A 17,472-nucleotide genomic window follows, 5' to 3' on the forward strand; every position below is an offset into this window, starting at 1 on the left:
ACCCCTCCGGGCGACCGTTCGTCGCGGCCGACCCCCGATCGCACCTGCGCTGCGACCGTTCACCGCACGGTCCTCCCGCCCCTCCGCCACCTCGTTGATCCCCTGCCCGTCCGGGGGTTTCCTGTACGCCAGCCGGGCTCCGCAGACCCGGGGAATTCGCAAGGAGGCGAGTTCATGGACGACCGTCAGCGCCAGGAGTACTGGCGCAGGAACCTCCGGCTCATGGCCGGACTGCTCGTGGTCTGGGCGCTCGTGTCGTACGGGGCCGGCATCCTCTTCGTCGACGCGCTCAACAACATCTCGTTCATCGGCTTCCCGCTGGGCTTCTGGTTCGCCCAGCAGGGCTCGATCATCGTCTTCGTCATCCTCATCGCGATCTACGTGTGGCAGATGGACAAGCTCGACAAGGAGTACGGGGTCGAGGAGAACGAGACGGAGGTGCACCACTCGTGAGCGACGTGCAGACCTGGACGCTCGTCTTCGTCGTCCTGACCTTCAGCCTCTACATCTACATCGCCTACCGCAGCCGGGTCTCGGACACGGCCGGCTTCTACGTCGCCGGTGGCGGCATCCCCGCCCCCGCGAACGGCGCCGCCATCGCCGCCGACTGGATGAGCGCCGCGTCGTTCATCTCGCTGGCCGGCATCGTCGCCTTCGCGGGCAACGGCTACGCGGGGTCGGTGTACCTCATGGGCTGGACGGGCGGCTACGTCCTGCTCGCCCTGCTCCTCGCACCGTACCTGCGCAAGTTCGGCAAGTACACGATCCCGGACTTCGTCGGCGACCGGTACAACGAGACCGCGCGCCTCGTCGCGGTCGTCGCGGCGATCGTTGTGTCGTTCGTCTACGTCGCGGGCCAGATGGCCGGGGTCGGCGTCGTCTTCACGCGGTTCCTCAACGTCAACCCGACGACCGGCGTCGTGCTCGGGATGGCGATCGTGTTCTTCTACGCGGTCCTCGGCGGCATGAAGGGCATCACCTGGACCCAGGTGACGCAGTACACGGTGCTGATCATCGCCTACATCATCCCCGCGGTCGCCGTCTCGGCCCGCGTCACCGGGGTGCCGCTCCCCCAGATCGGCTTCGGCCAGATCCTCGAGGAGCTCAACGGGCTGCAGACCGACCTCGGCTTCGCCCAGTACACCGAGGCGTTCACCCAGACCTCCCGGGCGAACATGGTGCTCATCACGGCGGCGCTCATGTTCGGCACGGCGGGCCTGCCGCACGTCATCGTCCGCTTCTACACGGCGAAGTCGGTGCGGGCCGCACGGTTCTCGGCCCTGTGGGCGCTGTTCTTCATCTCGCTCCTCTACACGCTGGCCCCGTCGGTCGCGGCGTTCTCGAAGCTGCAGATCATCCAGGACGTGTCCGGCCGGTCGCTGGCCGAGATGCCCGGGTGGTTCACCCAGTGGGCGAACGTCGGCCTCATCACCGGACCGGCCGCCGCGGACGGCACCCTGCCGCCCGTCGCCGACCTCAACGGCAACGGGGTCATCGACTTCACCGGCGCCGCGTCCGACGTGCCGAACGAGCTGCTCATCAACAACGACATCATCGTCCTCGCGAGCCCGGAGATCGGCGGCCTGCCCGCACCGATCGTCGGTCTCGTCGCGGCCGGTGCCCTCGCGGCGGCCCTGTCCACCGCGTCGGGTCTGCTGCTCGTCATCTCCTCGTCGGTGGCCAACGACGTCTACTACAAGCGGATCAACCCGCAGGCGTCCGAGAAGCAGCAGCTCCTCGTCGGCCGGATCGCGATGGCCGCCGCCATCGTCGTCGCCGGCTACCTCGGCATCAACCCGCCCGGGTTCGTCGCCCAGGTCGTCGCGTTGGCCTTCGGTCTCGCGGCCGCGTCGTTCTTCCCGATCCTCGTGCTGGGGATCTTCTGGAAGGGCTGTACGGCCAAGGGCGCGATGTGGGGCATGATCGCCGGCCTCGGCGTGACGATGGCCTACATGCTGTGGACGATCGACATCTACGGCAACTCCGACGGGATCCTCGGCATCCCGGAGACCGGCTTCGGCACGGTCGGCATGCTCATCAACTTCATCGTGACCATCGCGGTGTCGAAGGTGACCGAGAAGCCGTCCGCGGCCATGCAGGAGCTCGTCGAGGAGATCCGCTACCCCGGCAAGACCCGCCTCGTCGAGGCGCACGCCAAGGGTGAGGACCTGCACTGACGCGGTCCCGCACCCCGTAGGAACCCTCCGGCCCGGTGACCGCACAGGTCACCGGGTCGGCGGCTGTCCGGGGAAGGGCCGCCGGGGCGGCTCGTGCCGCGGGCGCCGGTCAGCCGACGGGCATCTCCCCGGGCGCGAGCTCGGCCTCGAGGGCCGCGACGATCCGCGGGCGCAGCTCCGAGGCGGCGATGACGGCGTCGACCGAGCCGACCTCGACGGCACGGTGGATGTCGTGCACCCGGTCGAACTCCGCCGCGACCTTCGAGAGCATCTCGGACCGGACCGCCTGGCGCACGCGGGCCAGCTCCGTCGCGAGGACCGGGCGGTCCTGCGGCGCGGCCTCGGCCACCCGGGCCTCGAGCCCGGAGACCCGCGGGTCGGCCGCGGTGCGGGCGTCGACGTCACGGGAGAAGACGACGGCCGCCGCAGGCGCACCGCCCAGCACGGAGGCGAACGAGCCCTCGACGGCGAGGACGGTCATCCGCTCGTTGAGCTGCTTGGAGAACACGACGAACGCGCCCCCGTGGTAGCGGGAGACGACGACGAAGACGATCGGGCCCTCGAAGTTGACGATCGCCCGGCCGATCTCGGCGCCGTACTCGAGCTGGAGGCTGCGCATCGAGTCCGGGGACCCGTCGAAGCCCGACAGGTTCGCGAGGACGACGAGCGGCCGGTTGCCCGAGGCCGCGTTGATCGCCCGGGCTGCCTTCTTCGACGAGCGCGGGAACAGCGTGCCCGCGGTGTAGGTGTCCGGGCCGTCGGTGGGCGGGAACCCGCGCCGCGGGACGGACCGGGACTCGATGCCGAGCAGCGCGACGGGGATGCCGCCGACCCGGGCGTCCCACACGACCGCGGTCTCGGCGTCGGCCATCCCGGCCCACCGCTCGAGCGTCTCGTGGTCCTGGTCGGCCACGGCCCGCATCACGGTGCGGATGTCGAACGCCTTCTTCCGGTCCGGGTTCTTCTCCGGGGAGAAGATGTCGCCGACCGTCGTGAAGTCGCTGCCGTCGAGGGAGTGCGGGAAGTCGCTGACGTCCCGGTCGACGGGGTCGGAGGTCCGCGCCCGGCGCGGGCCGGACTCCCCCGGCGCCACCCACGTCGACTCGTAGTGGGAGAGGAGGATGCCGTACGCGTCGGCGAGGTCCTTGGCCCAGTACTGGGCCTGGCCGTTCGGGCCCATGACCCGGTCGTAGCCGCCGATGCCGTGGTTGTCCTCGGCGCTCACCCCGCCGGAGAAGTCGAGCGACTGCTTGCCGGTGAGGACCATCGCCGAGTCGGGCGTCATGACGAGGATGCCGCGCGTGTGCATGAGCATCGTCGCCTCGGCGTTCCAGTACGGCTGGGCGCCGACGTTGATGCCCGCGACGACGACGTTGACCTCGCCGCCCGCCTGGGTGAACGTGACGATCCGTCGCAGGGCCTTCGCGACCCAGTCCATGTTCTCGGTGCCGGAGTCCATCGCGATCCGGGCGCCGGCCGACAGGGCGAACCACTCGACCGGCAGCCCCCGCTCCTCGGCGAGGTCGAGGGCGGCGATGACCCGGCGGCACTCCGCCTCGGCCACGGACCCGAGCGAGCGCAGCGGGTCGCCGCAGAGCAGCACCCGCGTCACGCCGTTCGGGTGCAGCGGGGTCGGCGTCGTGACGACCCCGCAGATCATCCCCGCGGTGTTCTCGCCGTAGGGGCGGTCGACGGGGACGAGCCGGCCGGTGTCGTCGAGGTCGTACTCGACGGCCTCGCCGTCCCCGCCGGCGATCATCGACACGAGCTCGTAGGGGTACACGAGCCCGCGGCGCCGGGCCCGCACCACCTTCTCGTCGTAGGAGTCGAGCGGCTTGAGCAGCTCCGTCGGGGGCTGGTCGAGCGCGTAGGTGACGCCCGAGCCGGGCTGGTAGGAGAACCGGGCGCAGACCGGCACCGTGCGGCCGACGTCGGCCGCGATGTCCCCCTGCACCCGCACCTCCTCGATCCCGGCGCCCGCCGTGATGGGGGCGACCTTGGCCTGCAGGGCGGTCAGCTGGTCGAGGTCGGCCTCGATCGGCGGCCAGATGTGCAGCCACACGTGGTTCATGTCCAGGCGCGCACCGCCCCCGAGGGTCGCCCGGGCGCGGCGCACCGCCTCGAGGCAGTTCGCGAGCGCCCGCTCCACGTGCGGCAGCGCGGTGACCCGCCCGTCGTCGTCGCGGACGACGACGAGCTGGCGGACCTGGGCCAAGGCGACGAGACGCTGGTCCTGCGGGTTGCTGCGGGCGACGGCGTGCAGGAGCAGCACGTCGTCCGGCGCGTCGAGCCGGGTGATGTCGAACTCGCGCAGGCGCCACAGGTTGAGCCGGCGGCCGACCATCGGGTGCACCCCGCGGACCGGCAGGTCCTCGGCGAGGCCACCGTCCTCCTGGGCGCGGACGGTGACGTAGCCGACCTCGCGTCCCTCCTCGGGGACGACGCCGACGGCGACCCGCCGGGCGCGGGAGGCGAACGGCATCCGGGAGAGTCGGTCGAGGACCTCCGCCGACGCGGCCTCGGCGTCCTCGGGCAGGCCCTCCCAGTGGACGTAGAGGTCGACGACGAGCTCGTGCCCGTCGGGCACGGCGTCCGCGGCCCGCTCGAGCATCGCCGCGAGGTCCCCGGTCGGGGTCAGCTCGTCGGCCCGCGCGATCGTCGACACGAGGCGGTTGTCCCGGTCGTCGAGGCGGTAGTCGGCGACGACGACGGCGCGGCCGTCCACGGCTTCCTCGCGGAGGTTCTCGAGGTGGTGCTCGCGGTAGTGCCGCTTGACGAGCACCTCGAGCATCGGCTCGCGGGCCGCGACCCCGCGCCGCAGCCGCTCGCCGAGGAAGCGGACGATCCGCTCGGGGATCGCGGCGAGGGTGTCGATGCGGGCTGCGCGCTCGGGCCCGGCGGGCATCGCGTCGATCTCGTCGAGCTCGCCGGCGACCCCGCCCAGGACGGCCGCGCGGTCGGCGTCGACGTCGGGCTGGTCGAACCAGCGGAACCGGACGCTGCGCGCGAGGTCGCCGACGATCGGGAAGCGCAGCTGGGTCGCGAGGACGAGCCGGTCGAGGACGTCGCGGGCGGTGGTCGCCACCTCCCCCTCGGGAGCCGGCTCGGCGAGCCAGCGCTGGAGGACGGCGGTGGCCGTCGCGACCTCGGGGGTGGAGCGCTGCTGGGAGAGGAAGACCCGGAAGACCGCGGCCTCGAGGGCCGGGGTGCGCTCCAGGCCGTCGACGCCGTGGTGGCGCAGCACCCGCTCGAGCCGGGCGACGAAGTCGGCGGGGAGGCCGCCGCGCTCGGCGTCGAGGGTCGCGAGGAAGGTGCGGAAGTGCTCGCGGGGGCTGTGCACCCGGTTCTCGTTGTGCGTCTCCTGGCCGACCGGCCGGTTGCGGCCCAGCTCGGCGAGGTCGGCGAAGACGGTGAGGACGTCGGTCTCGGCCGCGACCGCGGCGTTCCCGTCGGCGGCGAGCGCGTCCCGGGCCGCGAGGTAGTCCTCGAGGGCGCGGCTCTCGTGCGCCGGGTCGGTGTCGTACCCGAGGATCATCGCGCGCAGCTCGGCGCGGGCGCGGGCGGCCTGCTGGGAGCTGTCGTCCTCGGCGGGCGGCGCGGAGAGGTCGAGGTCCGGGCCGTCGGCGACGTCCTCGACGGCCTCCTCCGCGTCGGCCGTGGGCTCGAGCCGCACGAGGGCGGCCCCGGTCTCGACCTGGCTGCCGGGGGCGACGAGCAGCTCCTTGACCGTCGCCGGGAAGGGCGCCGGCAGGACGGTCTCCATCTTCATCGACTCGAGGACCAGGACGGGGGCCCCCGCTGCGACCTCGGTACCGACCGGCACGGGGGTCGCGACGACGAGCGCCGGCGCCGGCGACCGGAGCACGCCGCCCTCGTCGTGGCTCACCCGGTGCGTCACGCCGTCGACCTCGACGAGCTGCACCGGGCCGTGCGTCGCCGTGACGAGCCGGTGGCTGCGTCCGCCGGAGCGCAACCGGCTGACGTGCGGCGCGACGCGCTCGATCTCCGCGGTCACCGTGTGCTCGGCGCCCGACGGCTCGCCGACGGTCACCCGGTACCGCGCGGGGCCGGTCCGCAGCACCGTCACCTTGTAGACCGTGCCGCGCAGCTTGAGGTCGACAGCACGGCCGACGTCGTGCTGGACCTGCGGGCGGCCGCCGCGGGCGGTCTCGAGCAGCCGGGCCCGCTCGATGGCCTCGGCGGCGAGGTAGGACTCGATGCCGGCGGCGACGAGGGCGATGCCGGAGTGGGCCGTCGACCAGAGCCGGCCCTCGGCCCGGACCCGGTCGATCCACCCCGTGTCGGCGGTGCCGTCGACGACCTCGGGCTGGTCGAGCAGGTCGAGGATGAACGACTTGTTCGTCGCCCCGCCCTCGATGACGACGGTCGTCTCGCGCATCGCGCGCCGCAGCCGGGCCAGGGCCTGCTCGCGGTCGGCACCGTAGGCGATGATCTTGGCGATCATCGAGTCGAAGTCCGCGGGGATGGAGTCGCCCTCCGCCACGCCGGTGTCGACGCGGATGCCGGGCCCGGCGGGCAGCTCGAGGTGGGTGATGAGGCCGGGGGCCGGGGCGAAGTCGCGGTCGGGGTCCTCGGCGTTGAGCCGGGCCTCGACGGCGTGGCCCATCTCGACCGGGCGCTCGCCCTCGAGGCGACCGCCCTCGGCGACGTGGATCTGGAGGCGCACGAGGTCGGTCCGGGTCACGACCTCGGTGATCGGGTGCTCGACCTGGAGGCGGGTGTTGACCTCGAGGAACGCGAAGAGCTTCTCCCCCGGGTGGTAGAGGAACTCCACCGTGCCGGCGCCGGCGTACCCGACGGCGACGGCGAGCCGCTCCGCGGACTCCTTGACGTGCGCCGCCTGCTCCTCGTCGAGCAGCGGGGAGGCCGACTCCTCGATGACCTTCTGGTTGCGGCGCTGGATCGAGCAGTCGCGCACGCCGATCGCCCACGCGGTGCCCTGGCCGTCGGCGATGACCTGCACCTCGACGTGGCGCGCGCCGGTGACGAGCTTCTCGAGGAAGACGACCCCGGAGCCGAAGGCGCGCTCGGCCTCGTCGCGGGTGCGCTGGTAGGCGTCCTCGAGCTCGGCGTCGGAGCCGACCTTGCGGATGCCGCGCCCGCCACCGCCGGCCGTCGCCTTGAGCATGAGGGGGTAGCCTACGCGGGCGGCGGCCTCCTTCGCCTCCTCGAGGGTGTCGACGCCGCCCTGGCTCCACGGGGCGACGGGGACGCCGACCTCCTCGGCGATGAGCTTGGAGCCGATCTTGTCGCCGAGCTTGCGCATCGCCTCGGGGCTCGGCCCGATGAACGTGATCCCCAGGTCACGGCAGAGCTCGGCGAACGCGGGGTCCTCGGCGACGAAGCCCCAGCCGACCCACACGGCGTCCGCGCCGGTGTCGCGCAGCGCCGTCGCGAGCTTCGCGTGGTCGAGGTACGGGCGCTCGGACGCGGGGCCGAGGTCGTACGCGAGGTCGGACTCGCGGACGAACATCGCGGTCCGCTCGCCGGTCGTGTGCAGCGCGACGACCTGGGTGCGGGGGGCTCCGGGCGCCTGCTCGGCGTTGAGGTCCCGCACGGCGTGGACGAGCCGCATCGCGGACTCCCCACGGTTGACGACGGCGATCCGGGCGAACATGCGCCTGAGCCTGCCACCGATCTCACGTGACGCGCGAGTAGTGGTGCGACACGGCTCGTTCGGGTGTGTCCCGGGCACGAGCGAGGGCCCGGTCCGAACGGATCGGACCGGGCCCTCGGGCACCGGTGGCAGGTGAAGGATTCGAACCTTCGAAGCTTTCGCGACGGATTTACAGTCCGCTCCCATTGGCCGCTCGGGCAACCTGCCTCGTGCGCATGGAAGGATAGCAAGCCGCGTCCGAGCACCCGAAATCGCGTTCCGGAAGGGAGCCCCCGATGGCCGACAGCAGCTTCGACATCGTCAGCGAGTACGACAAGCAGGAGGTCGCCAACGCGGTGAACACCGCCGCGAAGGAGATCGGCAACCGGTACGACTTCAAGGGGGTCGGCGCGAGTGTCGAGCTCGCCGGCGAGGTCATCCGGATGGAGGCCGAGACCGAGGAGCGGTGCGAGGCGGTCCTCGACGTCGTCAAGACGTGGCTCGTCAAGCGGAAGGTGTCGCTCAAGCACCTCGACGTGCCGGAGTCCGGGCCGCGGCTGTCCGGCAAGGAGTACAAGTTCGACGTCCCGCTGCGCCAGGGCATCTCCTCCGAGAACGCGAAGAAGATCACGAAGCTCGTCCGCGACGAGGGGCCGAAGTCGGCGAAGACCCAGATCCAGGGCGAGGCCGTCCGGGTGACGAGCAAGTCGCGCGACGACCTGCAGGCCGTGCAGCGGCTCGTCAAGGACGCCGACCTCGACGTCGCGCTGAGCTTCACGAACTACCGCTGACCCCGCGGACGCCCACGCGGGTGTCGAGGGTGGACACGGGATGCCGGGGCGTCGGTGGGCAGGCGTAGCGTGAGGTGATGAGCGACGCACCGTCCATCACGACCGTCGGCGAGCTCCGCGACAGCGGCCACGAGGCCCGGTCCGTCCGCGCCGAGATCCGCGCCAACCTGCTGACCGCCCTGCGCGAGGGCCGCGACCCCTGGCCCGGCCTGCACGGCTTCGGCTCCACCGTCGTCCCCCAGGTCGAGCGGGCCCTGCTCGCCGGCCACGACGTCGTCCTGCTCGGCAAGCGTGGGCAGGGCAAGACCCGTCTGCTCCGCAGCCTCGTCGGCCTGCTCGACGAGTGGACGCCGGTCATCGACGGCTCCGAGCTGGGCGAGCACCCGTTCGACCCGATCACCGTCGAGTCCCGCCGCCGCGCGGCCGAGCTCGGCGACGCCCTCCCCGTCGCGTGGCGCCACCGTGACGAGCGCTACGCCGAGAAGCTCGCGACCCCCGACACGAGCGTCGCCGACCTCATCGGCGACGTCGACCCGATGCGGGTCGCCGAGGGCCGCCGGCTCGGAGACCCCGAGACGATCCACTTCGGGCTCATCCCCCGCAGCCACCGCGGCGTCGTCGCCATCAACGAGCTGCCCGACCTCGCCGAGCGCATCCAGGTCGCGATGCTCAACGTCATGGAGGAGCGGGACATCCAGATCCGCGGCTACGTCCTGCGGCTGCCCCTCGACGTCCTCGTCGTCGCCTCCGCCAACCCCGAGGACTACACGAACCGCGGCCGGATCATCACCCCGCTCAAGGACCGCTTCGGCGCCGAGATCCGCACTCACTACCCCCTCGAGCTCGACGACGAGGTCGCCGTCATCCGCCAGGAGGCCGACCTCGTCGCCGCCGTCCCGGACGCGGTCGTCGAGATCGTCGCCCGCTTCACCCGCGGCCTGCGCGGCTCGTCCTCGGTCGACCAGCGCTCCGGCGTCTCGGCACGGTTCGCCATCGCCGCCACCGAGACGGTCGCCGCCGCCGCGCTGCACCGGGCGACGACGCAGGGCGAGGACGAGGCCGTCGCCCGGGTCGTCGACCTCGAGGCCGCGCTCGACGTGCTGCGCGGCAAGGTCGAGCTCGAGACCGGCGAGGAGGGCCGCGAACGCGAGGTCCTCACGCACCTGCTGCGCACCGCCACCGCGGAGACCGCACGCCGCCACCTCGGCGGCATCGACCTCGCCCTCCTCGTCGAGGCCATCGAGGAGGGCGCGCTCGTCACGACCGGCGAGCAGGTGAGCGCCCGGACCTTCCTCGACGGGCTGCCGGTCCTCGGCGAGTCCGACCTCTACGAGCAGGTCGCCACCCGGTTCGACGCGCACTCCGACGGCGAACGCGCGGCAGCCCTCGAGCTCGCACTCGAAGGGCTCTACCTCGCCCGGCGGATCAGCAAGGACACCGGCGACGGGGAGACCGTCTATGGCTGAGCCCACCCCCGGCCGGGGCCGCCGCTCCCGGTTCACGAAGTACGGCGGCGGCGACCCGCTCGCCCCTCCGGTCGACCTCCGCGAGGCGCTCGACGCCATCGGCGAGGACGTCATGGCGGGCTACTCCCCCGAGCGGGCCATGCGCGAGCTGCTGCGCCAGGGCACCCGCGACCGCACCGGTCTCGACGAGCTCGCCCGGCGCGTCGCCGAGAAGCGCCGCGAGATGCTGCAGCGACACGGTCTCGACGGGACGATGGAGGAGGTCCGCCGCCTCCTCGACGAAGCGGTCCTCGCCGAGCGCAAGCAGCTGGCCCGCGACCTCGACGACGACGCCCGCTTCGCCGAGATGCGGATCGGGAGCCTGCCGCCGACGCCCGCCGCCGCCGTCACCGAGCTGTCCGACTACGACTGGCGCAGCAGCGAGGGCCGGCAGAAGTACGAGGAGATCAAGGACCTCCTCGGCCGTGAGCTGCTCGACCAACGGTTCGCCGGGATGAAGCAGGCGTTGGAGAACGCCACCGACGAGGACCGCGCCGCCGTCGAGGCGATGATGCGCGACCTCGGCGACCTCCTCGAGGCGCACGCCCGCGGCGACGACACCGACGAGCAGTTCCGGGACTTCATGGCGAAGCACGGCGACTACTTCCCGGAGGACCCGCAGAGCGTCGAGGAGCTCGTCGACAGCCTGGCGCAGCGGGCTGCCGCCGCCCAGCGGATGATGAACTCGATGTCCGCCGAGCAACGGGCCGAGCTCATGGAGCTCTCGCAGCAGGCCTTCGGCTCCCCGGCGCTCATGGACCAGCTCTCCCGGATCGACGGTCTGCTCCAGGGGCTGCGGCCCGGGGAGGACTGGGGCGGCTCCGAGCGGTTCGAGGGCGACCAGGGCATGGGCCTCGGCGACGGCACCGGGGTGCTCCAGGACATCGCCGACCTCGACGCCCTCGCCGAGCAGCTGGCCCAGTCCCACCCCGGCGCGCGGATGGACGACGTCGACCTCGACTCCCTCTCGCGCCACCTCGGTGACGACGCCGCCGTCGACGCCCGGGCCCTCGCCGACCTCGAGAAGGCGCTGCGCGACAGCGGCATGCTCACCCGGTCCGCGGACGGCTCCCTCAGGCTCTCCCCGAAGGCGATGCGCGAGCTCGGCAAGTCGCTCCTGCGCGACGTCGCCGGGCGGCTCAGCACCCGTGGCGGCCAGCGCGACGTCCGGCAGGCCGGGGCGGCGGGCGAGCAGTCCGGCGCCACCCGGCCCTGGGAGTTCGGCGACACCGAGCCCTGGGACACCACCCGGACGATGACGAACGCCATCACCCGCGAGGTGGCCGCGGGCCGCGACCCCCGGCACGGCCTGCGCCTCGAGATCGGCGACGTCGAGGTCACCGAGACCGAGGCCCGCACCCAGGCGGCGGTCGCCCTCCTCGTCGACACGTCCTTCTCGATGGCGATGGACGGCCGATGGGTGCCGATGAAGCGCACCGCCCTCGCGCTGCACCAGCTCATCTCCTCCCGGTTCCGCGGCGACCACCTCCAGCTCGTGTCGTTCGCGCGGTACGCCCGGACGATGGACATCGAGACGCTCACCGCGCTCGACGCCGAGTGGGACAAGGGGACCAACCTCCACCACGCCCTGCTCCTCGCCAACCGGCACTTCCGCCGGCACCCGAACGCCCAGCCGGTCCTGCTCGTCGTGACCGACGGCGAGCCGACGAGCCACCTCGAGCGCGGCGGTGAGGTCTTCTTCGACTACCCGCCGCACCCGAAGACGCTCGCGCTCGCCGTCCAGGAGCTCGACGCCGCGGCGCGGCTCGGGGCGCAGACGACGTTCTTCCGGCTCGGCGAGGACCCCGGTCTGGCCCGGTTCGTCGACTCGATGGCCCGGCGCGCGGACGGCCGCGTCGTCGCCCCGGAGCTCGGGGACCTCGGTGCCGCCGTCGTCGGGTCCTACCTCGGCGGACGCACCGGCGGCCAGGCGGCTTTCGGGTCCTACCGGGACCTCTTCGGCGACCGCGGCTTCTGGGCCGGCTGAGGACGCCCCCGTGACGGCCACGGTCCCGACGACGATGGACGCCGTGCTGCTCACCGCTCACGGAGGGCCGGAGGTGCTCGAGCACCGGCGGGTCCCGGTGCCCCGACCCGGGCCGGACGAGGTGCTCGTGCGGGTCGCCGCCGCCGCGCTCAACAACACCGACGTGTGGACCCGTGAAGGTGCCTACGGCCTCCCGGGGCCGCGGTCGGGCTGGACCGGCCCGGTCGCGTTCCCGCGCATCCAGGGTGGGGACGTCGCCGGGCGGGTCGCCGCGACCGGCGCCGAGGTCGACGACGGGCTGCTCGGGGCTCGGGTGCTCGTCGACCCGGCGCTCTACGCCGGGGACGGCCCGGACACCTACCCGGCGGACGTCCTCGGCAGCGAGCGCGACGGCGGGTACGCGCAGTACTGCGTCGTCCCGGCGTCGTGCGCCCACCGCGTCGACGGCTCGCCGCTCACCGACGTCGAGCTCGCCTGCCTGCCGATCGCGTACGGGACGGCCCTCGGGATGGTCGAGCGCGGTGCGGTGACCCGCGGCGACACCGTGCTCGTCACCGGGGCGTCCGGCGGCGTCGGTCTGGCGGCCGTCCAGCTGTGCGCGGCCCGCGGGGCGCGGGTCGTCGCGGTGAGCAGCACCGGCAAGACCGACCCCGTGCGCGCCGCCGGCGCGGACGTCGTCCTCGACCGGCGGGCCGGCCCCGTCCTCGACGCGTTGAGCGAGGCCGCGCCCGACGGCGTCGACGTCGCCGTCGACGTCGTGGCCGGGCCGACGCTCGCGGGCGGCCTCGACCTGCTCCGGGACGGCGGCCGCTGGGTCGTCGCCGGTGCGCTCGACGGCGCCGAGGTGACGGTCGACGTCCGCCGGCTCTACCTGCGCAACCGCCGGCTCGTCGGGTCGACGATGCACACCCCGGCGGTCTTCGAGCGGCTCGTCGGGATCGCCCGCCGGGGCGAGGTGCGCCCGGTCGTCGCCGCCACCTACCCGCTCGTCGAGGCGGCCGGCGCGCAGCGCGACCTCGAGGCGCGCCGCCACGTCGGCAAGCTCGTCCTGCTGCCCTGACGGGCGGCGCTCCGGACGTCCCGGCTCACCCGAAGCGGTGGCGGCTCGCCAACGCCTCGCGCAGGACGTGGTCCTCGTCGACGAGCGCCCGGTGCACCCCCGGCGGCAGGTCGGTCCGGCCGAGCATCGCCGCCGACGCCTCGAGCGTGGCGTCCTCGACGACGGTGAGCGGGAAGAGCGCCGTCGCGACGCGGGACAGGGCGTCCTCGCCCATCCGGGGGGCCAGCCGTGCGAGCAGGTCCCCGACCCGGCGGACGTAGGGCCGGACGAGGTCGGGGTCGGGCGTGGCCCAGAAGCCGCGGGCGATCTCGAGGGCCTCGTAGTTCGACAGGCTCTCGTCCTCCTCGAGCGACCGCCATGCGTCGGCCTTGGCCTCCGGGGTCGGGCGCACGGCACGCACGCCGAGGGCGGCGAGCCGTCCCGCGAGCGACCGGTCGGCCTCCTCGGCCCCGGCGAGGGCCCCTTCGTCGAGGGCGTCGAGCGCCGACAGCCGGCGGAGCACGAGCCACCGGAAGTCGTCGTCGCCGACGAGCGGCTCCGGCAGCCCGTCCCCGCGGGACCAGGTCGCGAGCCGCTCGACGTCGGTGGAGGACGCCGCGAGGACCCGGGCGGCGACGACGGCGAGACCGTCCCCCGCGGGTCCCTCGACCGTCCCCGCCCGGGTGAGCAGCACGTCCGCCGCGGCCGCGACCCGGCGCAGCGCCGCCTCGGCCTCGTCCGGAGGGAGGAAGGTCGGGACGACGCTGACGGTGACGGCGGCGGCGACGCGGCGCAGCACGGCGGGGTCGTCCTCGGTGGCCCACGCCCGGTCGAACACCTCGACGACGAGGCGGGGGTCCACCTCCGCCCGGTGCATCCCGACGAGCAGCGCGGTCCACAGCACCTGCCGGGCGACGGGGTCGGGGACGTCGGCGAGACCCGCGGGCAGGGCGTCGAGGGTGACGTCGTCGAGGCCGACCTCGGCCCACGTGAGGTCGCCGGCGTTCGGCACGAGGAGGGCGTCGTCGGGCACATCGGCCACGCCGTCGACGGGCGCCGACGGCCCGTCGAGGACCACGGGGACGCGCAGCACCTCCCGGCCGTCGGCGAACGCGGCGACGTCGAGGGTGTGCGGTCGGTCGGCCGGGTGCTCCGTCGGCACGGACCGTGCCAGGGTCCCGTCCCGGCCGAGCGAGAGCCGGTCGGCCCCGGCCGTGCGCAGCCACGCCTGCGACCAGTCGTCGAGGGACCGGCCCGCGGCCCGGGCCATCGCGCCGAGGAAGTCCTCGAGGCCGGCGTTGCCGAAGGCGTGCGCGGTGAGGTGGTCGCGGACCCCGGCGTCGAACGCGTCGGCCCCGATGTGGGCGATGAGCTGGCGCAGCACGGAGGCGCCCTTGGCGTACGAGATGCCGTCGAAGTTCTGCAGCGCCGACACCGCGTCCGGCGCCGGCGACCCCGCGACGGGGTGGGTCGACGGGGCGCGGTCGGCGGCGTACCCCCACCTCTTGCGGACGATGCCGAACTCGACCCACGCCTCCGGCGCACCGAGGGCCTCGGTCGAGGTGCGGTAGGCCATGTACTCGGCGAACGACTCGTTGAGCCACAGGTCGTCCCACCAGCGCATCGTCACGAGGTCGCCGAACCACATGTGCGCCATCTCGTGGACGACCGTGTTGTCGACCTCGAGCAGCTGGTCCGGCGTCGCGGCGCCGCGGAAGAGGTACTGGTCGCGGATCGTCACGCAGCCGGGGTTCTCCATCGCCCCGGCGTTGAACTCGGGCACGAAGACCTGGTGGTAGTCGCCGAAGGGGTACCGGACGCCGAAGAGGCGGTGGTAGTGGTCGAAGGCCGTCGCCGTCACCTCGAGCAGGTGCGGGGCGTGCCGGAGCAGCGGCTCCTCGAGCGAGCGCCGGGCGTGCAGCCCGAGCGGGATGCCGTCGTGCTCGCCGGTGACGCTCACCCACGGGCCGGCGCAGACCGTGACGAAGTACGTCGACAGCGGTCGGGTCGTCGCGAGCTCCCACACCCCCGGGGAGGTCTGGCGGGCCGCGCCGTTGCCGACGACGCTCCAGTGCTGTGGGGTCGTGACGCGCACGGTGTACGGCGCCTTGAGGTCCGGCTGGTCGACGCACGCGAAGACGCGTGGCGCGGCGTCGAGGAAGAGGTGGCCGTAGACGTAGTCCTCGTCGTCGGCGGGGTCGGTCGAGCGGTGCAGGCCCTGTCCGTCGTGCCCGTAGGCCATGACCGCGTCGACCTCCAGGACGTTGTCGGCCGCGAGGTCGGCGAGCCCGAGCCGGCCGTCGACGAGGACCGCCGGCTCGAGGTCGCGGCCGTTGAGCCTCGCCCGCTCGAGGGTCACCGGCCGCAGGTCGACGAAGGTCGCGGCCCCGGGCTCGTGGCAGGTGAACCGCAGCGTCGTGCGGGACCCGAAGGTCTCCGGCCCGCGGTCGAGGTCGAGGTCGACCTCCACGGCGTCGACGGTGAGCAGGGCGGCACGGGCGATTGCCTCGTCGCGGGTCAGGGACGGCATCCGCTCATTGGACCAGATCGGGAGCCCGGACGGGCCGCCGGACCCCGCCCCGTCGTGGTGGGGCCGCGCCCTAGGCTGGCGGCATGGAGGTCCTCGTCAGCAGCACCCCGGAGCAGACCGCCGCCCGCGCGGCGGGAGCGGTCCTCGCGGCGCTGCGCCGCGTCGCCGGCCGCGACCCCGTCCTCGGCCTCGCGACCGGGTCGTCCCCCCTCGGGCTGTACCGCGAGCTCGGACGCGCCGTCGAGCGCGGCGACGTCGACTTCTCGGCGACGTACGGGGTGGCGCTCGACGAGTACGTCGGCCTGCCGCCCGGCCACCCGGAGGGCTACCGCCAGGTGCTTCTGCGCGAGGTGTGCGAGGTCGTCGGCCTCTCCCCCGACCGGCTCGCCGTCCCGGACGGGTCCAGCACCGACGAGGCGTCGCTCGAGGACTCCGCCGCCGCCTACGAGGCGCGGATCGCCGACCTCGGCGGGGTCGACGTCCAGGTGCTCGGCATCGGCGCGAACGGCCATCTCGGCTTCAACGAGCCCGGGTCCGCCCTCACCTCGCGCACCCGGATCAAGCGGCTGTCGGACCGGACCCGCCGCGACAACGCCCGCTTCTTCAGCGGCCTCGACGACGTCCCGACCCACTGCCTGACCCAGGGGCTCGGGACGATCCTCGACGCCCGGCGCCTCGTCCTCGTCGCGACGGGCGACACCAAGGCCGACGCGGTCGCCGCCGCGCTTGAGGGACCGCTCACGGCGTCGGTGCCGGCCTCGGTCCTGCAGTGGCACCCCGACACCGTCGTGTGCCTCGACGAGGCCGCCGCGGCGGGGCTGCGCAACCGGCAGTACTACGACGACTCCGCGGCGGGCCTGCCGGAGCGCTGACGGCGCCCGCGTGACGACCGCCGGTCAGTCGATGCGGTGCCCATAGGCCATCTGCTCGAGGCGCTTGATCCGCTCCGCCATCGGCGGGTGGGTCGACATCATCCGGGAGACGTCCTGGGCCCGGAACGGGTTCGCGATCATCATGTGGCTGGCGTTGACGAGCTGCTGCGACGGCGCGAGCGGCGCCTTGGCGACGCCCTGCTCGAGCTTGCGGAGGGCGCTCGCGAGGGCCAGCGGGTCGCCGGTGAGCGTCGCCCCGTCCTCGTCGGCGTCGTACTCCCGGGTGCGGGAGATCGCCATCTGGACGAACACGGCGGCGATCGGCGCGAGGAGCGCCAGCGCCAGACCGGCGATCGGGTTGCGGTTCTCGTTGCTGCCACCGCCGAAGATCGCGGTGAAGGCGAGGAACTGGCCGATCGAGGAGATGACACCGGCGATGGCCGCCGCGACCGACCCGGTGAGGATGTCGCGGTTGTACACGTGCATGAGCTCGTGGCCGAGGACGCCGCGCAGCTCGCGCTCGTCGAGGAGGCCGAGGATGCCCTCGGTGCAGCACACGGCGGCGTTCTCGGGGTTGCGGCCCGTCGCGAAGGCGTTCGGGGCCTGGGTCGGCGAGACGTACAGGCGCGGCATCGGCTTGTTCGCGCGGGTGGAGAGCTCGCGGACGATGCGGTACATCGCGGGCGCCTGCGCCTCGGTGACCGGGTAGGCGTGCATCGCCTTGATGGCGAGCTTGTCGGAGTTCCAGTACCCGTAGGCCGTCGTCCCGAGGCCGATGAGCGCGAAGACGAGGATGAAGATCGGGCTGCCCGTGCCCTGCGCGATGAACCAGCCGACGGCCAGCAGCAGCGCCCAGAGACCGCCGAGCAGGGCCGCGGTCTTCAGCCCGTTGAAGTGGTTGTGCATGCAGGGTGAACGCCCCGGGCGATCGATCTAGTTCCGGGACACCCCTCG

Annotated in this window: 10 protein-coding genes and 1 tRNA gene; 7 read left to right on the forward strand and 4 right to left on the reverse strand. The window is 73.4% G+C overall.

From position 1 onward, the window contains the following. The first annotated feature begins 174 nt into the window (after nt 1-174). Together KC207_RS08010 and KC207_RS08015 are read left to right on the forward strand one after the other, a co-directional pair. The gene (locus tag KC207_RS08010; RefSeq protein WP_211602476.1) at nt 175-453 is read left to right on the forward strand and encodes a DUF4212 domain-containing protein; all 279 of its coding nucleotides are present in this window, start codon (nt 175-177) and stop codon (nt 451-453) included. Then, nucleotides 450-2,177: a sodium:solute symporter family protein gene (locus KC207_RS08015; protein WP_211602477.1), complete on the forward strand. Its 1,728-nt coding sequence runs from the start codon at nt 450-452 to the stop codon at nt 2,175-2,177. Before KC207_RS08010 ends, KC207_RS08015 begins: the two co-directional genes overlap by 4 nt. Nucleotides 2,178-2,286: 109 nt before the next feature. On the opposite strand, the gene KC207_RS08020 is transcribed toward KC207_RS08015, so the two are convergent. Together KC207_RS08020 and KC207_RS08025 are read right to left on the reverse strand one after the other, a co-directional pair. Next, on the reverse strand, nt 2,287-7,815 hold the full coding sequence (locus tag KC207_RS08020) for an ATP-binding protein (protein ID WP_211602478.1): 5,529 nt from the start codon (nt 7,813-7,815) through the stop codon (nt 2,287-2,289). Nucleotides 7,816-7,941: 126 nt separating this feature from the next. After that, a tRNA-Tyr gene (locus KC207_RS08025) sits at nt 7,942-8,022 on the reverse strand. A 68-nt stretch (nt 8,023-8,090) separates the two neighbouring features. Between KC207_RS08025 and KC207_RS08030 the strand changes: the two genes are divergently transcribed. From KC207_RS08030 to KC207_RS08045, 4 genes are all read left to right on the forward strand, one after another. Then, entirely contained in the window at nt 8,091-8,585 is a 495-nt protein-coding gene (locus KC207_RS08030; RefSeq protein ID WP_211602479.1) for a YajQ family cyclic di-GMP-binding protein, read from the forward strand. Nucleotides 8,586-8,662: 77 nt separating this feature from the next. After that, nucleotides 8,663-10,051 carry a magnesium chelatase ATPase subunit I gene (locus KC207_RS08035; protein ID WP_211602480.1) on the forward strand — a complete coding sequence of 463 codons (1,389 nt, stop codon included), beginning with the start codon at nt 8,663-8,665 and terminating at the stop codon, nt 10,049-10,051. Continuing rightward, nucleotides 10,044-12,077: a vWA domain-containing protein gene (locus KC207_RS08040; protein ID WP_211602481.1), complete on the forward strand. Its 2,034-nt coding sequence runs from the start codon at nt 10,044-10,046 to the stop codon at nt 12,075-12,077. The genes KC207_RS08035 and KC207_RS08040 overlap by 8 nt, the downstream gene beginning before the upstream one ends. A gap of 10 nt (nt 12,078-12,087) precedes the next feature. Then, nucleotides 12,088-13,137 (forward strand): zinc-binding dehydrogenase, encoded by a 1,050-nt coding sequence (locus KC207_RS08045; RefSeq protein ID WP_211602482.1) that lies wholly within the window; start codon nt 12,088-12,090, stop codon nt 13,135-13,137. A gap of 25 nt (nt 13,138-13,162) precedes the next feature. On the opposite strand, the gene pepN is transcribed toward KC207_RS08045, so the two are convergent. Continuing rightward, nucleotides 13,163-15,646 (reverse strand): aminopeptidase N, encoded by a 2,484-nt coding sequence (gene pepN, locus KC207_RS08050; protein WP_211602483.1) that lies wholly within the window; start codon nt 15,644-15,646, stop codon nt 13,163-13,165. An 83-nt stretch (nt 15,647-15,729) separates the two neighbouring features. Between pepN and KC207_RS08055 the strand changes: the two genes are divergently transcribed. Next, nucleotides 15,730-16,518, forward strand: coding sequence for a glucosamine-6-phosphate deaminase (locus KC207_RS08055; protein ID WP_211602484.1), 789 nt, complete (start codon nt 15,730-15,732; stop codon nt 16,516-16,518). Nucleotides 16,519-16,542: 24 nt separating this feature from the next. On the opposite strand, the gene htpX is transcribed toward KC207_RS08055, so the two are convergent. After that, nucleotides 16,543-17,424 (reverse strand): zinc metalloprotease HtpX, encoded by an 882-nt coding sequence (htpX, locus tag KC207_RS08060; protein ID WP_211602485.1) that lies wholly within the window; start codon nt 17,422-17,424, stop codon nt 16,543-16,545. Nucleotides 17,425-17,472: the final 48 nt, after the last annotated feature.

The organism is Phycicoccus avicenniae, assembly GCF_018139485.1.
Classification (GTDB): Bacteria; Actinomycetota; Actinomycetes; order Actinomycetales; family Dermatophilaceae; genus Phycicoccus; species Phycicoccus avicenniae.